The 14,308-nt window shown below is 59.5% G+C and carries 15 protein-coding genes and 3 pseudogenes; 8 read left to right on the top strand and 10 right to left on the bottom strand.

Annotation, left to right across the window (positions count from 1 at the left end; all coding sequences use genetic code 11):
* Nucleotides 1–354 (bottom strand): annotated as a pseudogene (locus tag HX846_RS15775) (phosphate ABC transporter substrate-binding protein); the annotation flags it as partial.
* 9 nt (nt 355–363) lie between these two features.
* Nucleotides 364–1,305, bottom strand: a complete 942-nt coding sequence (locus HX846_RS15770; protein ID WP_177008471.1) for a fatty acid desaturase — start codon at nt 1,303–1,305, stop codon at nt 364–366.
* Nucleotides 1,306–1,639: 334 nt separating this feature from the next.
* Between HX846_RS15770 and HX846_RS15765 the strand changes: the two genes are divergently transcribed.
* The gene (locus HX846_RS15765; protein ID WP_023659233.1) at nt 1,640–2,077 is read left to right on the top strand and encodes a GNAT family N-acetyltransferase; all 438 of its coding nucleotides are present in this window, start codon (nt 1,640–1,642) and stop codon (nt 2,075–2,077) included.
* A gap of 60 nt (nt 2,078–2,137) precedes the next feature.
* The gene (locus tag HX846_RS15760) at nt 2,138–2,956 is read left to right on the top strand and encodes a class I SAM-dependent methyltransferase (RefSeq protein WP_177027649.1); all 819 of its coding nucleotides are present in this window, start codon (nt 2,138–2,140) and stop codon (nt 2,954–2,956) included.
* 130 nt (nt 2,957–3,086) lie between these two features.
* Here HX846_RS15760 and def read toward each other — a convergent pair whose 3' ends face one another.
* From def to HX846_RS15745, 3 genes are all read right to left on the bottom strand, one after another.
* Nucleotides 3,087–3,626, bottom strand: a complete 540-nt coding sequence (def, locus tag HX846_RS15755) for a peptide deformylase (RefSeq protein WP_003213049.1) — start codon at nt 3,624–3,626, stop codon at nt 3,087–3,089.
* Between the two features lie 3 nt (nt 3,627–3,629).
* Nucleotides 3,630–4,574, bottom strand: a complete 945-nt coding sequence (locus HX846_RS15750) for a YihY/virulence factor BrkB family protein (RefSeq protein WP_003213047.1) — start codon at nt 4,572–4,574, stop codon at nt 3,630–3,632.
* A gap of 181 nt (nt 4,575–4,755) precedes the next feature.
* Nucleotides 4,756–4,941, bottom strand: a complete 186-nt coding sequence (locus HX846_RS15745) for a CsbD family protein (protein WP_003213044.1) — start codon at nt 4,939–4,941, stop codon at nt 4,756–4,758.
* A 199-nt stretch (nt 4,942–5,140) separates the two neighbouring features.
* On the opposite strand from HX846_RS15745, the gene HX846_RS15740 reads away from it, so the two are divergent.
* On the top strand, nt 5,141–5,518 hold the full coding sequence (locus HX846_RS15740; protein WP_003213043.1) for a hypothetical protein: 378 nt from the start codon (nt 5,141–5,143) through the stop codon (nt 5,516–5,518).
* A gap of 181 nt (nt 5,519–5,699) precedes the next feature.
* On the opposite strand, the gene fadD1 is transcribed toward HX846_RS15740, so the two are convergent.
* Together fadD1 and fadD2 are read right to left on the bottom strand one after the other, a co-directional pair.
* On the bottom strand, nt 5,700–7,391 hold the full coding sequence (fadD1, locus tag HX846_RS15735) for a long-chain-fatty-acid--CoA ligase FadD1 (protein WP_003213041.1): 1,692 nt from the start codon (nt 7,389–7,391) through the stop codon (nt 5,700–5,702).
* A gap of 394 nt (nt 7,392–7,785) precedes the next feature.
* Nucleotides 7,786–9,474, bottom strand: a complete 1,689-nt coding sequence (gene fadD2, locus HX846_RS15730) for a long-chain-fatty-acid--CoA ligase FadD2 (RefSeq protein WP_102369760.1) — start codon at nt 9,472–9,474, stop codon at nt 7,786–7,788.
* Between the two features lie 209 nt (nt 9,475–9,683).
* On the opposite strand from fadD2, the gene HX846_RS15725 reads away from it, so the two are divergent.
* A complete protein-coding gene (locus tag HX846_RS15725; RefSeq protein WP_178965678.1) occupies nt 9,684–10,628 on the top strand; it encodes an alpha/beta hydrolase in 945 nt (314 codons plus the stop codon).
* Nucleotides 10,629–10,686: 58 nt separating this feature from the next.
* Entirely contained in the window at nt 10,687–11,157 is a 471-nt protein-coding gene (locus HX846_RS15720; protein ID WP_003213034.1) for a MaoC family dehydratase, read from the top strand.
* A gap of 55 nt (nt 11,158–11,212) precedes the next feature.
* Here the strand turns inward: HX846_RS15720 and HX846_RS15715 are convergent, their stop codons facing one another.
* Nucleotides 11,213–11,680, bottom strand: coding sequence for a PA2169 family four-helix-bundle protein (locus HX846_RS15715; protein WP_003213033.1), 468 nt, complete (start codon nt 11,678–11,680; stop codon nt 11,213–11,215).
* A 206-nt stretch (nt 11,681–11,886) separates the two neighbouring features.
* Here HX846_RS15715 and HX846_RS15710 point away from each other — a divergent pair, with 206 nt between their 5' ends.
* The 3 genes and pseudogenes from HX846_RS15710 to HX846_RS39580 form a co-directional block, all read left to right on the top strand.
* Nucleotides 11,887–12,123 (top strand): DUF3820 family protein, encoded by a 237-nt coding sequence (locus HX846_RS15710; protein ID WP_003213031.1) that lies wholly within the window; start codon nt 11,887–11,889, stop codon nt 12,121–12,123.
* Nucleotides 12,124–12,135: 12 nt separating this feature from the next.
* Nucleotides 12,136–13,317, top strand: coding sequence for an aminotransferase class V-fold PLP-dependent enzyme (locus tag HX846_RS15705; protein ID WP_178965677.1), 1,182 nt, complete (start codon nt 12,136–12,138; stop codon nt 13,315–13,317).
* Nucleotides 13,308–13,415, top strand: a pseudogene (locus HX846_RS39580) (outer membrane lipoprotein carrier protein LolA); the annotation flags it as partial. The gene HX846_RS15705 and the pseudogene HX846_RS39580, both read left to right, overlap by 10 nt.
* A 99-nt stretch (nt 13,416–13,514) precedes the next feature.
* Here the strand turns inward: HX846_RS39580 and HX846_RS15700 are convergent.
* Both HX846_RS15700 and HX846_RS15695 read right to left on the bottom strand, forming a co-directional pair.
* The gene (locus tag HX846_RS15700) at nt 13,515–14,180 is read right to left on the bottom strand and encodes a bifunctional 4-hydroxy-2-oxoglutarate aldolase/2-dehydro-3-deoxy-phosphogluconate aldolase (protein WP_003213027.1); all 666 of its coding nucleotides are present in this window, start codon (nt 14,178–14,180) and stop codon (nt 13,515–13,517) included.
* Nucleotides 14,181–14,197: 17 nt separating this feature from the next.
* Nucleotides 14,198–14,308 (bottom strand): annotated as a pseudogene (locus tag HX846_RS15695) (6-phosphogluconolactonase); the annotation flags it as partial.

Below are 14,308 nucleotides of genomic sequence, written 5' to 3'. Positions count from 1 at the left end.
GTCATGGCCGTTGATCACGCCGCGGCTGTCTTGGAAGTCCGCCAAGGCAACGCGGGGATTGTCGTCGCGGGTCAGCAACAGGCTGCAATGCTGGCCGCCGCTGCTGTGGGGCAGTTCGTAGCGCGGGCGGCCAATCACCTGGACTTGCCCGCGCAGCTCGGTCATCAGCGGGTAGCCGCAGGTTTGCGTCAGCAGCAATTGCGGGGCGCGCCACAGGCTGCGCAGGTCGAGATGATCAGCCTTGCGGCGGGTCGCGCCCAGGCGCTCAAGGATGCGCGAAAGCCAGCGCTCATTGGCCTGTTGCACCTGCTGCGGCGCCACGTACATCAGCAGTTCGGCGTAGCGGTCACTCATGGTCGTCTCTCAAGCAAAGGGGTGCCGTGGGCTGTCGATGGCCTTGAGCCCGTGACGGCCGATCAACTGGCCGTAACCCTGCACCAGGAACCCGCCGCTGCGCGCCACCCATTGTTCGCGGCGCGCGCGGTACACGGTGGGCAGCAAATACCACGGCAGCTTCGGCAAGTCGTGATGCACCAGGTGCAGGTTATTGTTGAGGAACAGCCAGGTCCACGGCCAGGCGGCTTCGTTAAGCACCGTGCGCTGTTCCGGTTGTGGGTGCGGGCGATGCTCATAGTAGGAACGGATCGCCGCCACCGACAAGGCCGGCACGCTGACCAGCGCCACGTAGTGCCACACCGGCAGCACGCTGTAGTGGGCGATGAAGGTCAGCATCAGCACGGTCACGGTGCCATGGCTCAGCCACATCAGCCACGCCTGGCGCTGGCCTTTGCGCAGGCGCCTGACCTCGTTGCGCGCCAGCTTCCACAGCGCCAGCGGCGAACCCAACAGGAAGCGCCCCAGGACGGTCTTGGTCAGCCAATGCAAGGTGCGCTCGAACAGCGAACTGTCGTCCCACTGCCGCTGATTCAGGTAGCGGCTTTCCGGGTCGACACCGGGCACCGTCAGGTCTTCGTCGTTGTGGTGCACCAGGTGGCAGTTGCGGTACAGGGTGTAGGGGTACCAGACGGCAAACGGTGCGTAGCCGAGGAGTTTGTTCAAAGCAGTGAAGCGGGTGGGATGGCCGTGCAGCAGTTCATGTTGCAGGGACATCCACAGCGTCACGAGCGGGATCAACAGTGCGGTACTCAGCCACAGGCCAAGCCAGCGGCTGGCGAGGATCACGGCAAACCAGCCGGCATAGACGCCGATCAACAGCAGCCAGGTCGGCCACTCGGTGCGGGCGGTAAAGGTCTGGGCCAGGGCTTCGATTTCCCGGCGCTGGGTTTCATCAAGGTAGTTGGACATCGGCAGCTCAGGGCAGGCGTGGCCGACGAAAAAGTCGGCTTCATCCTGCTCTGTGCAATGGGGCGGGAAAATCTTGCAGATCGTTTGGTGCTTAGCTTAGAACTTAATGACCGAACAGGTTGCTGTCGGTTTTCTTGGCCTTTTTCTCGGCGCGTTTTTCATCGGCGGTCTTTGCCGGTTTCTTCTTGTCAGCTTTCTTGGAATTCAGACCTTTGGCCATGATGCGTGCTCCACTTACAGGGGATGTAACACTGGGTATAACACCGATTGCCCAACAGAAGGCGCTTTGCCCGACTTATAATCTGCACCCCCTGGATTCGCGTGTTTGAAAACCATGCCCGAGTTGCACATCGACCGACTGGCAGAGCCGTTGTGGCCGCTGCTGAACAAGTTCTATCGCAGCCATAACTCACCGATGAAGGCCCTCAAGGGTGGCCAGTTGTGGGTGGCCAAGGGCAGCGAGATTGTCGCGGGCCTGTGCCTGACGCCGGTGGTGGGTGGGCAGTGGTTGACCGGGCTGTTTGTCGACCCGGCGCTGCGTGGCCAGGGGCTGGCGGCGCAATTGATCCGCGCCTCGGTCGCAAGCGTTGAAGGCACGGTGTGGCTGCTGTGCCATCCGGACCTGGAAGGCTTTTATCAACGCCAGGGTTTTACCCAGGACACGTTGCTGCCGCAGTCCTTGTCGGAGCGCCTGGTGCGCTACAAACGCAACAAGCCGATGATCGCCATGGGCTTAGAACCGTTGGTGAGGTCGACCTTCAATAAAGTGTGATCAGCCGTTGTGGGCCCCATGCTAGCCTCGGCGGCACCAGCGGCCCATTACAGGATGATCATGAAAGCGACCCTTGCAGCCTTATCCCTTGCAGCTCTCCTCGCCCCGGCGTTGAGCCAGGCAGCCGAAGCGCCGGTTTCCGCCGAGCAGTATGCAACCGTGCTCGCCGGCAGTTGGCGCGTGCCGGCCAACAGCGCGCGTGATGGGTATCGTCACCCGCAGCAGACCCTGGAGTTCTTTGGCCTGCGGGCCGACCAGACCCTGATCGAAATCACCCCCGGTGGTGGCTGGTACAGCGAGCTGCTGGCGCCGCTGCTCAAGGATAACGGCCACTACATCGCCGCCGTGCAGGCGCCGAACAGCAGTGCCTACGCGCGTACATCAGAAGAAAACCTGAAAAAGAAATTCGCCGCAGACCCGGTGCATTATTCCAAGGCCGGCTTCGCCGAGTTCGACCCCAAGGCTCCGGTGCTGGGCAAGCCTGGCTCGGCCGACACCGTGCTGACCTTTCGCAACGTGCATAACTGGGTGATGGCGGATACGGCGCCGGCGATGTTCGAGGCGTTCTTCAAGGTGTTGAAACCGGGCGGCGTGCTGGGGGTGGTGGATCACCGGGCCAAGGACGGGGCATCGCTGGAAGACATCAAGCACAGCGGTTACCTGACCACCGCGTATGTGGTGAAACTGGCGACGGATGCGGGGTTCAAGCTTGAGGGGCAGAGCGAGGTGAATGCCAACCCGAAAGATACCAAGGACTACCCGGATGGGGTCTGGACCTTGCCGCCGGCGTTGACGTTGGGGGAAAAGGACAAGGCCAAGTATGTGGCGATTGGTGAGTCGGACCGGATGACGTTGCGGTTTGTGAAGCCCGCAAAATAAGCTGAATGCACGCAGAACAAATGTGGGAGCGGGCTTGCTCGCGAATGCGGTGGATCAATCTTCGGTGACTGGCACTCCGCTTTCGCGAGCAAGCCCGCTCCCACAGTTTGAGGTGTGTTTTGCCTGAGGGTTATTCGTCTGCCGTCGGATCCATATCCGGGAACATCACTTCGATAAACCCGAACTTGCTGAAATCGGTAATCCGCGACGGGTACAGCCGGCCGATCAGGTGATCGCACTCGTGCTGTACCACCCGCGCGTGAAAGCCTTCGGCAATCCGCACAATCGGCTCGCCCTTGGGGTCAAACCCTTCGTAGCGAATCTGCTGGTAACGGTCCACTGCCCCACGCAAACCAGGCACCGACAGGCACCCTTCATAGCCTTCTTCCAGCACCGGGCTGAGCGGCGTGATCAGCGGGTTGATCAGGATGGTCTGGGGCACGGCGGGCGCGTCCGGGTAGCGTTCGCTGCTCTCGAAACCGAAGATCACCAGTTGCAGGTCCACTCCAATCTGCGGCGCGGCCAGGCCGACGCCACCGACGTGTTCCATGGTCTGGAACATGTCATCAATCAACTGCCACAGCTCGGGGCTGTCGAACATCTCCGGCGGAACCGGCGGGGCAATACGCAGCAGGCGCTCATCGCCCATTTTCAGGATTTCACGGATCATCGATCAGACTTCGTCGGTAGTGGGCTTGAGTGAGGGGTCTCGGCCGAGGCCGGAAACATGCTTTTTTTCGTCGTGCTCGCCAAAGTCCTTTTCACCAGGATCCTTGCCTTCAGCCGACATGTGTTCGATCACCGCGTTCATCTCCGCCCCCAGCAACAGCACGGCAGCCGAGATGTAGAAGTACAACAGCAGCACAATGATCGCGCCGATACTGCCATACATGGCGTTGTAGTCGGCAAAGGTTTTGACGTAATAGCCAAAACCCAGGGAAGCGACGATCCAGACCACCACCGCCAGCACCGAACCCGGTGTGATGAAGCGAAACTTCTGCTTCACGTCAGGCATCACGTAGTACATCAACGCCACGGAGAACATCAACAGGATGACGATCAGCGGCCAACGCAGGATGGTCCACAGCGTGACCACGAATTCCTGCATGCCGATCTGCCCCGCCAGCCATTCCATCACCTGGGGCCCGAGCACCATCAAGGCGGCGGCGGCCAACAGCATGCCGGCGAAGCCTACGGTGTAGAAAATCGACAGCGGGAAGCGCTTCCAGATCGGTCGGCCTTCCACCACGTCATAGGCGGCATTCATCGCACTCATCATCAGGCGCACACCCGCCGAGGCGGTGTACAGCGCGATCACGATACCCACCGACAACAGGCCACCCTTGGATTGCTGCAACTGGTCGATCACCGGGTTGACCTGTTCGAGGGCCTGGGGCGGCAATACCAGTTCCGATTGCATGCGCAGCCAGGTGAAGAAGTCCGGCAGGTGCAGGAAACCGATCAGGGCAATCAGGAACAGCAGGAAGGGAAACAGCGAGAACAGCATCTGGTAGGCCAGCGCCGAGGCGTACGTAGGCATCTCGTCATCGAGGAACTCTGTGACAGTGCGCACCAGCACTTTGTGCAGGGGCAAGCCTTGTAATACCGGAAAAATCATAGCGTCTCCTTTCGCCGCAAAAAGTTGAGTTCGTGGGCGACTCAGGGGCCGTTTTCTACATCAAGGTAGCTTATTTGGCGACCTTGAAACAATTTCCAAACTTTAATCACTGCAGGTGACACAAAAACGGCCATCCGTGGATGGCCGTCGGGCTGCTGGAGTGCAGGCAGCCAGGTCGGGACTATTTGACCGCTTTCTTTACTGCGTCCTTGGTGTCGCCGACTGCTTTTTGCACTTCACCTTTCTTTTCCTGAACCACGCCTTCAGCCCGCAACTTGTCGTTGCCGGTGACTTTGCCAACACCTTGCTTGATGTTGCCTACGGCTTCGTTCGCCAAACCTTTTGCCTTATCCGATGTGCTACTCATGGTATTTCTCCTGGGAACAATCAAGGATTTTGGTCACTACGTAATCGTTGACCCTTGGCCTTTCCAGAGAGTTTCAATTATTTTTTCAGCGGCATTTCATCGCGCCGTACAGGTTTGGCTTTATGTTTTGCGGCCAACCCACGAGAATGCCGGGCACATCCAGGCGCAAGCGCTGGGTAACAGATCCCGTAGGAAGGTTATGAAACTCAATAAAGCACAGGCCATTGCCCGCAGAAACCAGGAACTGGGCGGTGCCGTACTCGGTGTCAACAACTGCCACTTCACCGACCTGGACCGCAAACGCAACATCTGGTGGTTCGACCTGCCGGTGGGCCGGATTGCCGTGGGCCAGTACGAGTGGATCCACTTGTTGATGCACAACGCCGAGAGCGACCAGTTGCTGCACCTGAAGGTGCCAACGGTGTTTTTGCGCGAGAAGCTGGAAGGCCTGGTGGTGCGCAATGCCGGCAAGCGCAAGCCGGAGATTACCCTGGAGCTGAGTGCCGACAAGGACTCGTTCCTCAAGGACGTACGCCCGGCCGGTGCCGGTGTGAGCTTCGCGCAGTTCGCACTGTAGGAATACGGTAAAACCTGTGGGAGCGGGCTTGCTCGCGAATGCGGTGTGTCAGTAACCGGTATATCACTGGCACACCGCTTTCGCGAGCAAGCCCGCTCCCACATTTGGATTGCATTCCAAGTGGCCGGATCAGCGTTCAATAAAAAGCCCCGCATCTGCGGGGCTTTTTGTTGGGGCCGATTTACTTCTTCAAACCCAGCTTTTTCAGTTCTTCATCCCGCAACTCACGCCGCAGGATCTTGCCCACGTTGGTGGTCGGCAGCGCATCGCGGAATTCCACGGCCTTGGGCACCTTGTAGCCGGTGACGTTGGCGCGCATGTGCTCCATCACCTGGTCTTTGGTCAGGCTGGCACCCGGCTTGACCACGATGAAGATCTTGATGTGTTCCCCGGACTTCTCGTCCGGCACACCAATGGCCGCGCATTGCAGCACGCCCGGCAGGGTCGCCAGCACGTCTTCCAGCTCGTTGGGGTAGACGTTGAAACCGGAGACCAGAATCATGTCCTTCTTGCGGTCGACAATGCGCATGTAGCCATCCGGCTGGATGATCGCGATGTCACCGGTCTTCAGCCAGCCTTCGCTGTCGAGGATCTCGGCGGTGGCGTCTTCGCGCTGCCAGTAGCCCTTCATCACTTGCGGGCCCTTGACGCACAACTCGCCCACTTCACCCAGCGCCAGCTCGACGCCGTCATCGGTGATGACCTTGCACAGGGTCGACGGCACCGGAATGCCGATGGTGCCGATCTGGATGTTCTGGATCGGGTTCACGGTGGCCACCGGGCTGGTTTCGGTCATGCCGTAACCTTCGCAGATGGAGCAGCCGGTGACCGCTTTCCAGCGCTCGGCCGCCGCCAGTTGCAGGGCCATGCCGCCGGACAGGGTGACCTTCAGCGCCGAGAAATCCAGCTTGCGGAAGGCGTCGTTGTTGCACAGGGCAACAAACAGGGTGTTCAGGCCGACAAAGCCGCTGAACTTCCACTTCGACAGTTCCTTGACCATCGCCGACAGGTCGCGCGGGTTGCTGATCAGGATGTTGTGGTTGCCGATCAGCATCATCGCCATGCAATGAAAGGTGAAGGCATAGATGTGGTACAGCGGCAGCGGGGTAATCAGGATCTCGCAACCTTCATTCAGGTTGGAGCCCATCAGCGCCTTGCACTGCAGCATGTTGGCGACGAGGTTGCGGTGGGTCAGCATCGCGCCCTTGGCCACGCCCGTGGTGCCGCCGGTGTATTGCAGCACGGCGACTTCGTCGCTGGCGGGGCTGACTTCGTTCACCGGCTGGCCGTGGCCCTTGGCCAGGACGTCGTTGAACTTGATCGCCTTGGGCAAGTGATAGGCCGGGACCATCTTCTTCACGTACTTGATGACGCTGTTGATCAGCAGGCGCTTGAGCGGCGGCAACAGGTCGGCGACTTCGGTGACGATCACGTGCCGGACGGAAGTCTTGGGCACGACTTTTTCAGCCAGGTGCGCCATGTTGGCCAGGCAGACCAGGGCCTTGGCACCGGAGTCGTTGAATTGGTGTTCCATTTCCCGCGCGGTGTACAGCGGGTTGGTGTTGACCACGATCAGGCCGGCACGGATGGCGCCGAACACGGCGACCGGGTATTGCAGGACGTTGGGCAGTTGCACGGCGATTCGATCACCGGGCTGCAAATCGGTATGCTGTTGCAGGTAAGCGGCGAAGGCGCCGGACAGTTCGTACAGTTCACCGTAGGTGATTGTCTTGCCCAGGTTGCTGAAAGCCGGTTTGTTGGCGAAGCGTTGGCAGGACTGCTTCAGTACCGCCTGAATATTCGGATACTCGTCTGGATTGATTTCTGCAGCAATCCCGGCGGGGTACTTATCCTTCCAAAAGTCTTCGATCATGGAAGCCCACTCCTCAGCGACGCGAATTCATTCATCGCATTTGATGCGATTATTATTTGTTTGTTTTTGGGTGAGTCTGGCGGTTAAAAGCAGGCCAAGAGGTCACAAAGCGCGCCGAGAGTAGCAGCTTTGCCAAGGGCCGCCTAGAGCCAAAAGAGGCCCCTACGGTCATAAACATGACTCAAGAATATCTAATGGTCATTTTTAGAGCAAAGATTCTATAAGCCAAGAAAGGGCTCTGGAATGGGCTTCTACGCATTTAAACTGAATGAATAAAAACCAAATGTGGGAGCGGGCTTGCTCGCGAAAGCGCAGTGTCAGTCACAGGATATGTCGACTGGTACACCGCTTTCGCGAGCAAGCCCGCTCCCACATTTTTTGACCTTATTTCAAATCAGGCTATGTCGCGCAATTCGCGCCGCAGGATCTTGCCCACCGGCGTCATCGGCAACGACTCACGCAACACAATATGCTTGGGCACCTTGTAGCCGGTGAAGTTGGCCTTGCAGTAGGTCTTCAGCTCTTCAAGGCTCACGCCCTGGGCACGGGCCACCACAAACAGCTTCACCGCCTCGCCGGTACGCTCGTCCGGTACGCCGATCACCGCGCAGCTGGCCACCGCCGGATGCGCCATCACCACGTCTTCGATCTCGTTGGGGTACACGTTGAACCCCGAGACGATGATCAGATCCTTCTTGCGATCAACGATGCGCACAAAGCCGTCCGGGTCGATCACCGCGATATCGCCGGTCTTGAGCCAGCCTTCGGCGTCCAGGGTCTCGGCAGTGGCCACCGGTTGCTGCCAGTAGCCCTTCATCACTTGCGGGCCCTTGATGCACAGCTCGCCCCGCTCGCCCAGCGGCAGCTCCGCGCCGTTGTCGTCGATGATCTTCATCGCCGTGCCCGGCACCGGAATGCCCACGGTGCCCAGCTTCGATTTGCCGCCATAGGGGTTGGTGCTGGCCACCGGTGAGGTTTCGGTCAAGCCGTAGCCTTCACCAATCGCGCAGCCGGTCAGTTGCTGCCAGCGCTCGGCCGTGGCCTTGACCAGTGCGGTGCCGCCGGAGTTGGTGAGCTTGAGGTGGGAGAAATCCAGGCTCTTGAAGTCCGGGTGGTCCATCAAGGCCACGAACAGGGTGTTGAGCCCCAGCAGCCCGGTGAAGCGCCACTTTTTCAGCTCCTTGATAAAGCCGCCAATGTCCCGGGGATTGGTGATCAGTACGTTGTGGTTGCCCGATACCATCATGCACATGCAATTCGCGGTGAAGGCATAGATGTGGTACAGCGGCAGCGGCGCCACCATCACCTCCTGGCCTTCCTTGATCAGCGGATGGCCGTCGTCCCCCAGTTGCGACATGCACGCCCGCACTTGCTGCATGTTGGCCACCAGGTTGCCGTGGGTAAGCATTGCGCCCTTGGCCAGGCCGGTGGTGCCGCCGGTGTATTGCAGCACCGCGATGTCGTCGAGGGTCACCGGATGGCGGTTGAGTGCCTGGCCGGCGCCCATGCGCAGGGCGCGCTTGAAGGAGATGGCTTGCGGCAGGTTATAGGCCGGGACCATCTTCTTCACCTTGTCGACCACGGTGTTGATCAGCCAGCCCTTGGCGGCGGGCATGAAGTCGCCCATCTTCGCTTCGATCAGGTATTCGATCTCGATGTCCTTGCTGACTTCTTCAACCCGCGAGCCAAACAGGTTCAGGTACACCAGCGCACGAATGCCTGCATCCTTGAATTGGTGACGCATTTCCCGCGGGGTGTACAACGGGTTGGTGTTGACCACGATCAGCCCGGCGCGCAGGGCGCCGAACACGGCAATCGGATAATGCAGGACGTTGGGCATCTGCACGGCAATGCGGTCACCCGGCTTGAGGTCGGTGTGCCACTGCAGGTAACCGGCGAACGCGGCGCTGCGCCGATCCAGCTCGGCGTAGGTCAGGGTGATCCCCATGTTGCTGAACGCCGGACGATCGGCAAAGGTCTTGCAGGAACGCTCGAAGACTTCGATCACCGATTTATAGGCTGTGAGGTCGATCTCGTTGGGAACCCCGGCTGCGCGTTTGTCATTCCAGAAATCAGGTTGCATTATTCTTGTCCTCTTACCTGAGTGGTCCGGCCGCTTTTGATGTTGCGATGAAAGCGGAGCTTTGGGGACGTTAGCAGCTATGGTCAATCAGGCAAATACAACAAGATGCGTCATTGATTGTGTGAATCTCCCCGCCAAGGCCAGCGCTGATCCAGCGGCCTGCGGTGAATGAGCTATACACTGCAACGACCCTGAGCAAAGGAAGCGCCATGAACCACACCACTTTCTGGCTGACCGCGAATGACCGCAGTCGGGTGTACGTCAACCAGTGGCTGCCGGACGGGCCGCCCAAGGCGCTGATCATGCTGGCCCACGGCATGGCCGAGCACAGTGGCCGCTATGCCCGCCTGGCCCAGGCGTTGTGCGATGCCGGCTACGGCCTGTACGCCCCCGACCAGCGCGGCCACGGGCGTACCGCCGACGAGGGCACCCTGGGGCTGTTCGCCGAGAAAGACGGCTGGAACAAGGTGGTGGGCGACCTGGCGAGCCTCAACCAGCATATCGGCCAGCAAGCGCCGGGGGTGCCGATCATCCTGCTGGGCCACAGCATGGGCAGCTACATTGCCCAGGCGTACCTGCTGCACCACAGCGCGAGCCTTAACGGGGCGATTCTCAGCGGCTCGAATTTCCAGCCGGTGGCGCTGTACGGCGCGGCCAAGGTGATTGCCCATGTCGAACGCCTGCGCCAGGGGTTGCGCGGGTGCAGTGCGCTGATTGATTTCCTGTCATTTGGATCGTTCAACAAGGCGTTCAAACCCAATCGCACCGCTTTCGACTGGCTCAGCCGTGACCCGGCCGAGGTCGACAAGTACGTCAGCGACCCGCTTTGCGGCTTCCGTTGCACCAACCAGCTGTGGATCGACCTGCTGGGCGGCTTGCAGCAAATCAGCAAAGCGTCCAATCTCGCTCAGATAGACCCGGGGCTGCCCATCCTGATAATGGGCGGTGAATGTGATCCGGTCAGTGAAGGCAAGCGTCTCAAAAGTCTGGCCAATGCGTTGCGTGAAGCCGGCTGCCAGCACCTGGAGCTGAGCATTTACCCACAGGCGCGCCACGAATTATTCAACGAAACCAACCGTGATGCGGTCACAGCCGACGTGCTGACGTGGCTGGCCCAGGCAGCAGTGCTGCGCCGCCCTACTCGCTGCGAATGATTTTTCGTTTAAAATCAATATATTAAGATTTCTGATTAGCCACAGGATGCACCAACTGATGACCCAGGTTACCAACACGCCTTACGAAGCCCTCGAAGTCGGCCAGACCGCCAGCTACAGCAAGACCGTCGAAGAGCGCGATATCCAGTTGTTCGCGGCAATGTCCGGCGACCACAACCCGGTGCATCTGGACGCCGAATTCGCCAAGGCGACCATGTTCAAGGAGCGCATTGCCCACGGCATGTTCAGCGGCGCCCTGATCAGCGCGGCGGTTGCGTGCGAGTTGCCTGGGCCCGGCACGATATACATCGGCCAGCAAATGACCTTCCAGAAGCCGGTCAAAATCGGCGACACCCTGACCGTGCGTCTGGAAATCCTCGAGAAGCTGCCGAAATTCCGCGTGCGCATCGCCACCCGCGTATTCAACCAGCGCGATGAACTGGTGGTAGACGGCGAAGCCGAGATCCTCGCGCCACGCAAGCAGCAGACCGTGACCCTGACCGAACTGCCGGCCATCAGCATCGGTTGAACGAACGCCCATGAAAAAGCCCCGCATCTGCGGGGCTTTTTTATTCAGGCGGGGCTCAAGACTGAGCGCGAGCCTGGTTACGCAGGGCTTTCACCTGGTCGTGGTTGCGTTGCGCGCCGTGGAACTGACGCTCTACCAGGTCACGAATGCCCAGCAGGTTGTGCTTGTTGATCTTCTCGATCGCTTCTTTGTAAGCCTTCAGTGCGTGGTCTTCACCGCGCTCGGCTTCGTTCAGCACGGCTTCTTCGTCTTTACCGGTCACCATCGACTTCACGTCGACCCAACCACGGTGCAAGGCACCGGCGACGCTGCCGGAATCTTCCGGATCGCCACCCAGCGCTCTTACTGCGGTCTGCAGTTCGGCAGCGGCGGTACCGCAATCAACGGAACGTTTGGCAAACAGGGCTTTGAGTTCTGGGTGCTTGATGTCTTCTGCGCAGGTCTTGAAGCCTTCCTGGCCGTCTTTGCTGGTCTCGATCAGGTCGTTGAGTACGGAGATCGATTCTTTGTTGATATCAGTCATTTTTCAATTCCTTCGCGGGTTAAGAAACGTGTATTAGTAATTGCAGCGCCCGTGCCAGCTTTTGAAAAACAATTTATTACTTAAATTTCAATAAGTTAGCCAATACACAAAAATCTGTATCCGCTTTATTTGCATGATCTGTCATTTGGCCTCCATGCAGAATGCCTGTATTTTCCAAGGCATCGACTCAAACACCTGAAGCCGCAATGAACCCTGAAAAACTTGAACTGCTGATCACCCGCGAAATGCCCTTCGGCAAGTACAAGGGCCGGATCATTGCCGACTTGCCCGGCCCCTACCTGAACTGGTTCGCCCGTGAAGGTTTCCCCCACGGCGAACTGGGCGGGTTGCTGGCCCTGATGCAGGAAATCGACCACAACGGTTTATCCGAACTGCTGGAACCCCTACGCGCCAAGCACGGCAAGCCCGCCCCTCGTCATTAATAGAGCACGCACATGGACAGTACCCGCGACGAACAACACTGGCACGCCATCGCCCAGCGCTACGACCTGGAGCCCGGCCCGATCAACCTCGAAAACGGTTACTTCGGGCGCATGAGCCGCGCGGTACTTGAGCAGTATCAGGACAACGTCGCCTTCATCAACCGCAGCAACTCGATCCATGTGCGCCAGCGTTTCGAGCAGGGCGAAAACGTCGAGATCCGTAACCAGTTGGCGCAGTTGATGGACGCCGATCCTGAAGCCATCGCCCTCACCCGCTGCGCCTCGGATGCGTTGCAGTCGCTGATCCGCAACTACAACCGCTTGCAGCCCGGCGACCAGGTGCTGATCAGCGACCTGGAGTACGACACCGTCAAGGGCGCCATGCGCTGGCTGGCGCAGAATCGCGGCGTAGAAGTGATCGAGATTGCCCACGAACACCCGGCCAGTTTCGACAGCCTGGTGCAGACGTATCGCGATGCGTTCCTGCGCTATCCCCGCCTGAAACTGCTGGCACTGACCTACGTGACTCACCGCACCGGGCTGGTGATGCCGGTGGAGGCGATTGCCGGCGCTGCCAGGGAACATGGAATTGATGTGATCCTCGATGGCGCCCATGCGCTGGGGCAGATCGAGTTCAACCTGGCGCAGTTGGGTATCGCGTTTGCCGGTTTCAACCTGCACAAGTGGATCGGTGCGCCGTTGACCCTGGGCTTTATTTATATCGACCCGCAACGGTTGGCAGACATTGATCCGGACATGGGTGAGTTTCATTACCCGGCCACCGATGTACGTGCCCGCACGCCATACAGCACGCCGAATTTCCCGGCGTTGATGACCTTGCCGCTGGTGTTCGAAGAGCATCGGGCATTGGGCGGGTCGAAGGCCAAGGGGGCCCGCCTTAATTACCTGCGGGATTTGTGGGTGAGTGAGGTGCGGCAGTTGCCGGGAATTGAAGTGCTGACGCCGGACGATCCACGGCTGTATTGCGCGATCACGTCGTTCAAGTTCACTGACAAGCCGGATCAGCAGGTGATGGCGGACCGACTGCTCAAGGAATACGACCTCTTCACCACAACCCGCAGCGGCGCGTCGTTCGGCAGTTGTATTCGGGTGACACCAGGCTTTTTGACGTCAGCGGCAGACATTCATGCGCTGATCAAAGCCATCACCGAACTGAGCGCGATATCACTGTAGGAGCGAGCTTGCTCGCGAAGGTCGTTAACGATGACACGGGAAACCTGACACCCAGCGGTGCTCTCGGTTTTTTCGCGAGCAAGCTCGCTCCTACAGTGGGAGTGGGCCATTTTCCGCAGGCAAAAAAAAGCGGTACACCGACCAAGTGCACCGCAAAAATGCCGTAGAACACAGCAACAACGATTCGGTAAATCCAATCAGTCCAGCAGGGCCAGCGCCTCGGCGGTGGTTTCCTGGATGCGTGCCCAGTCGCCGTTCTTGACCCATTCCGGATCAAGCATCCAGCTACCGCCCACGCACATCACATTTTTCAACGCCATGTAGCTCTTGATGTTGGCCGGGCCAACCCCGCCAGTCGGGCAGAATTTCACTTCGCCAAACGGGCCGCCCAGGGCCTTGATCGCCGCCACGCCACCGCTGACTTCAGCCGGGAACAGCTTGAAGCGGCGATAACCCAGGCCATAACCTTCCATGATCCCGGAGGCATTGCTGATGCCCGGCAACAGCGGAATCGAGCTGTGTACCGAGGCTTCCAGCAGGTCACGGGTAATCCCGGGGGTGACGATAAATTGCGAACCGGCCACTTCGGCCGCTTCCAGCATATGACGATCCAGCACGGTACCGGCACCGGTGCACAGCTCCGGACGCTGCTCACGCAGTACCTGGATGGCCTTGAGGCCGAACTGCGAACGCAGGGTCACTTCCAGTGCGGTCAAACCACCGGCTGCCAGGGCATCGGCCAGCGGCAGGATGTCCTGTTCGCGGGCAATGGTGATCACCGGCAGGATCCGCGCCTTGGCGCAGAGGCTGTCGATCAAGGCAACTTTGTCCGCCATGGAAACGGTAGGTTGAGGGCTGTTCATCGCGGCTGATCCTTGGCTCATGGGCACCAGTAAATCTCTAGAGTAGGTTGCAAAAACGCGCGTATCGGCATGGCAGCAACGTCGTCACTGGCCAGCGCGGCGCTCAAGGTGGTCAATTTCGAGCTGCC

Origin of the sequence: Pseudomonas sp. K5002 (assembly GCF_013386655.1) — a bacterium.
Classification (GTDB): domain Bacteria; phylum Pseudomonadota; class Gammaproteobacteria; order Pseudomonadales; family Pseudomonadaceae; genus Aquipseudomonas.
The sequence above is the reverse complement of the archived record's forward strand: the minus strand, read 5'-3'. Positions and strand labels throughout refer to the sequence as shown.

Bases quoted from the DNA above. Each gene is read 5' to 3' on its own strand.
- HX846_RS15770 (WP_177008471.1), bottom strand. From the start codon at position 1,305: ATGTCCAACTACCTTGATGAAACCCAGCGCCGGGAAATCGAAGCCCTG.
- HX846_RS15765 (WP_023659233.1), top strand. From the start codon at position 1,640: ATGCCCGAGTTGCACATCGACCGACTGGCAGAGCCGTTGTGGCCGCTG.
- HX846_RS15760 (WP_177027649.1), top strand. From the start codon at position 2,138: ATGAAAGCGACCCTTGCAGCCTTATCCCTTGCAGCTCTCCTCGCCCCG.
- def (WP_003213049.1), bottom strand. From the start codon at position 3,626: ATGATCCGTGAAATCCTGAAAATGGGCGATGAGCGCCTGCTGCGTATT.
- HX846_RS15750 (WP_003213047.1), bottom strand. From the start codon at position 4,574: ATGATTTTTCCGGTATTACAAGGCTTGCCCCTGCACAAAGTGCTGGTG.
- HX846_RS15745 (WP_003213044.1), bottom strand. From the start codon at position 4,941: ATGAGTAGCACATCGGATAAGGCAAAAGGTTTGGCGAACGAAGCCGTA.
- HX846_RS15740 (WP_003213043.1), top strand. From the start codon at position 5,141: ATGAAACTCAATAAAGCACAGGCCATTGCCCGCAGAAACCAGGAACTG.
- fadD1 (WP_003213041.1), bottom strand. From the start codon at position 7,391: ATGATCGAAGACTTTTGGAAGGATAAGTACCCCGCCGGGATTGCTGCA.
- fadD2 (WP_102369760.1), bottom strand. From the start codon at position 9,474: ATGCAACCTGATTTCTGGAATGACAAACGCGCAGCCGGGGTTCCCAAC.
- HX846_RS15725 (WP_178965678.1), top strand. From the start codon at position 9,684: ATGAACCACACCACTTTCTGGCTGACCGCGAATGACCGCAGTCGGGTG.
- HX846_RS15720 (WP_003213034.1), top strand. From the start codon at position 10,687: ATGACCCAGGTTACCAACACGCCTTACGAAGCCCTCGAAGTCGGCCAG.
- HX846_RS15715 (WP_003213033.1), bottom strand. From the start codon at position 11,680: ATGACTGATATCAACAAAGAATCGATCTCCGTACTCAACGACCTGATC.
- HX846_RS15710 (WP_003213031.1), top strand. From the start codon at position 11,887: ATGAACCCTGAAAAACTTGAACTGCTGATCACCCGCGAAATGCCCTTC.
- HX846_RS15705 (WP_178965677.1), top strand. From the start codon at position 12,136: ATGGACAGTACCCGCGACGAACAACACTGGCACGCCATCGCCCAGCGC.
- HX846_RS15700 (WP_003213027.1), bottom strand. From the start codon at position 14,180: ATGAACAGCCCTCAACCTACCGTTTCCATGGCGGACAAAGTTGCCTTG.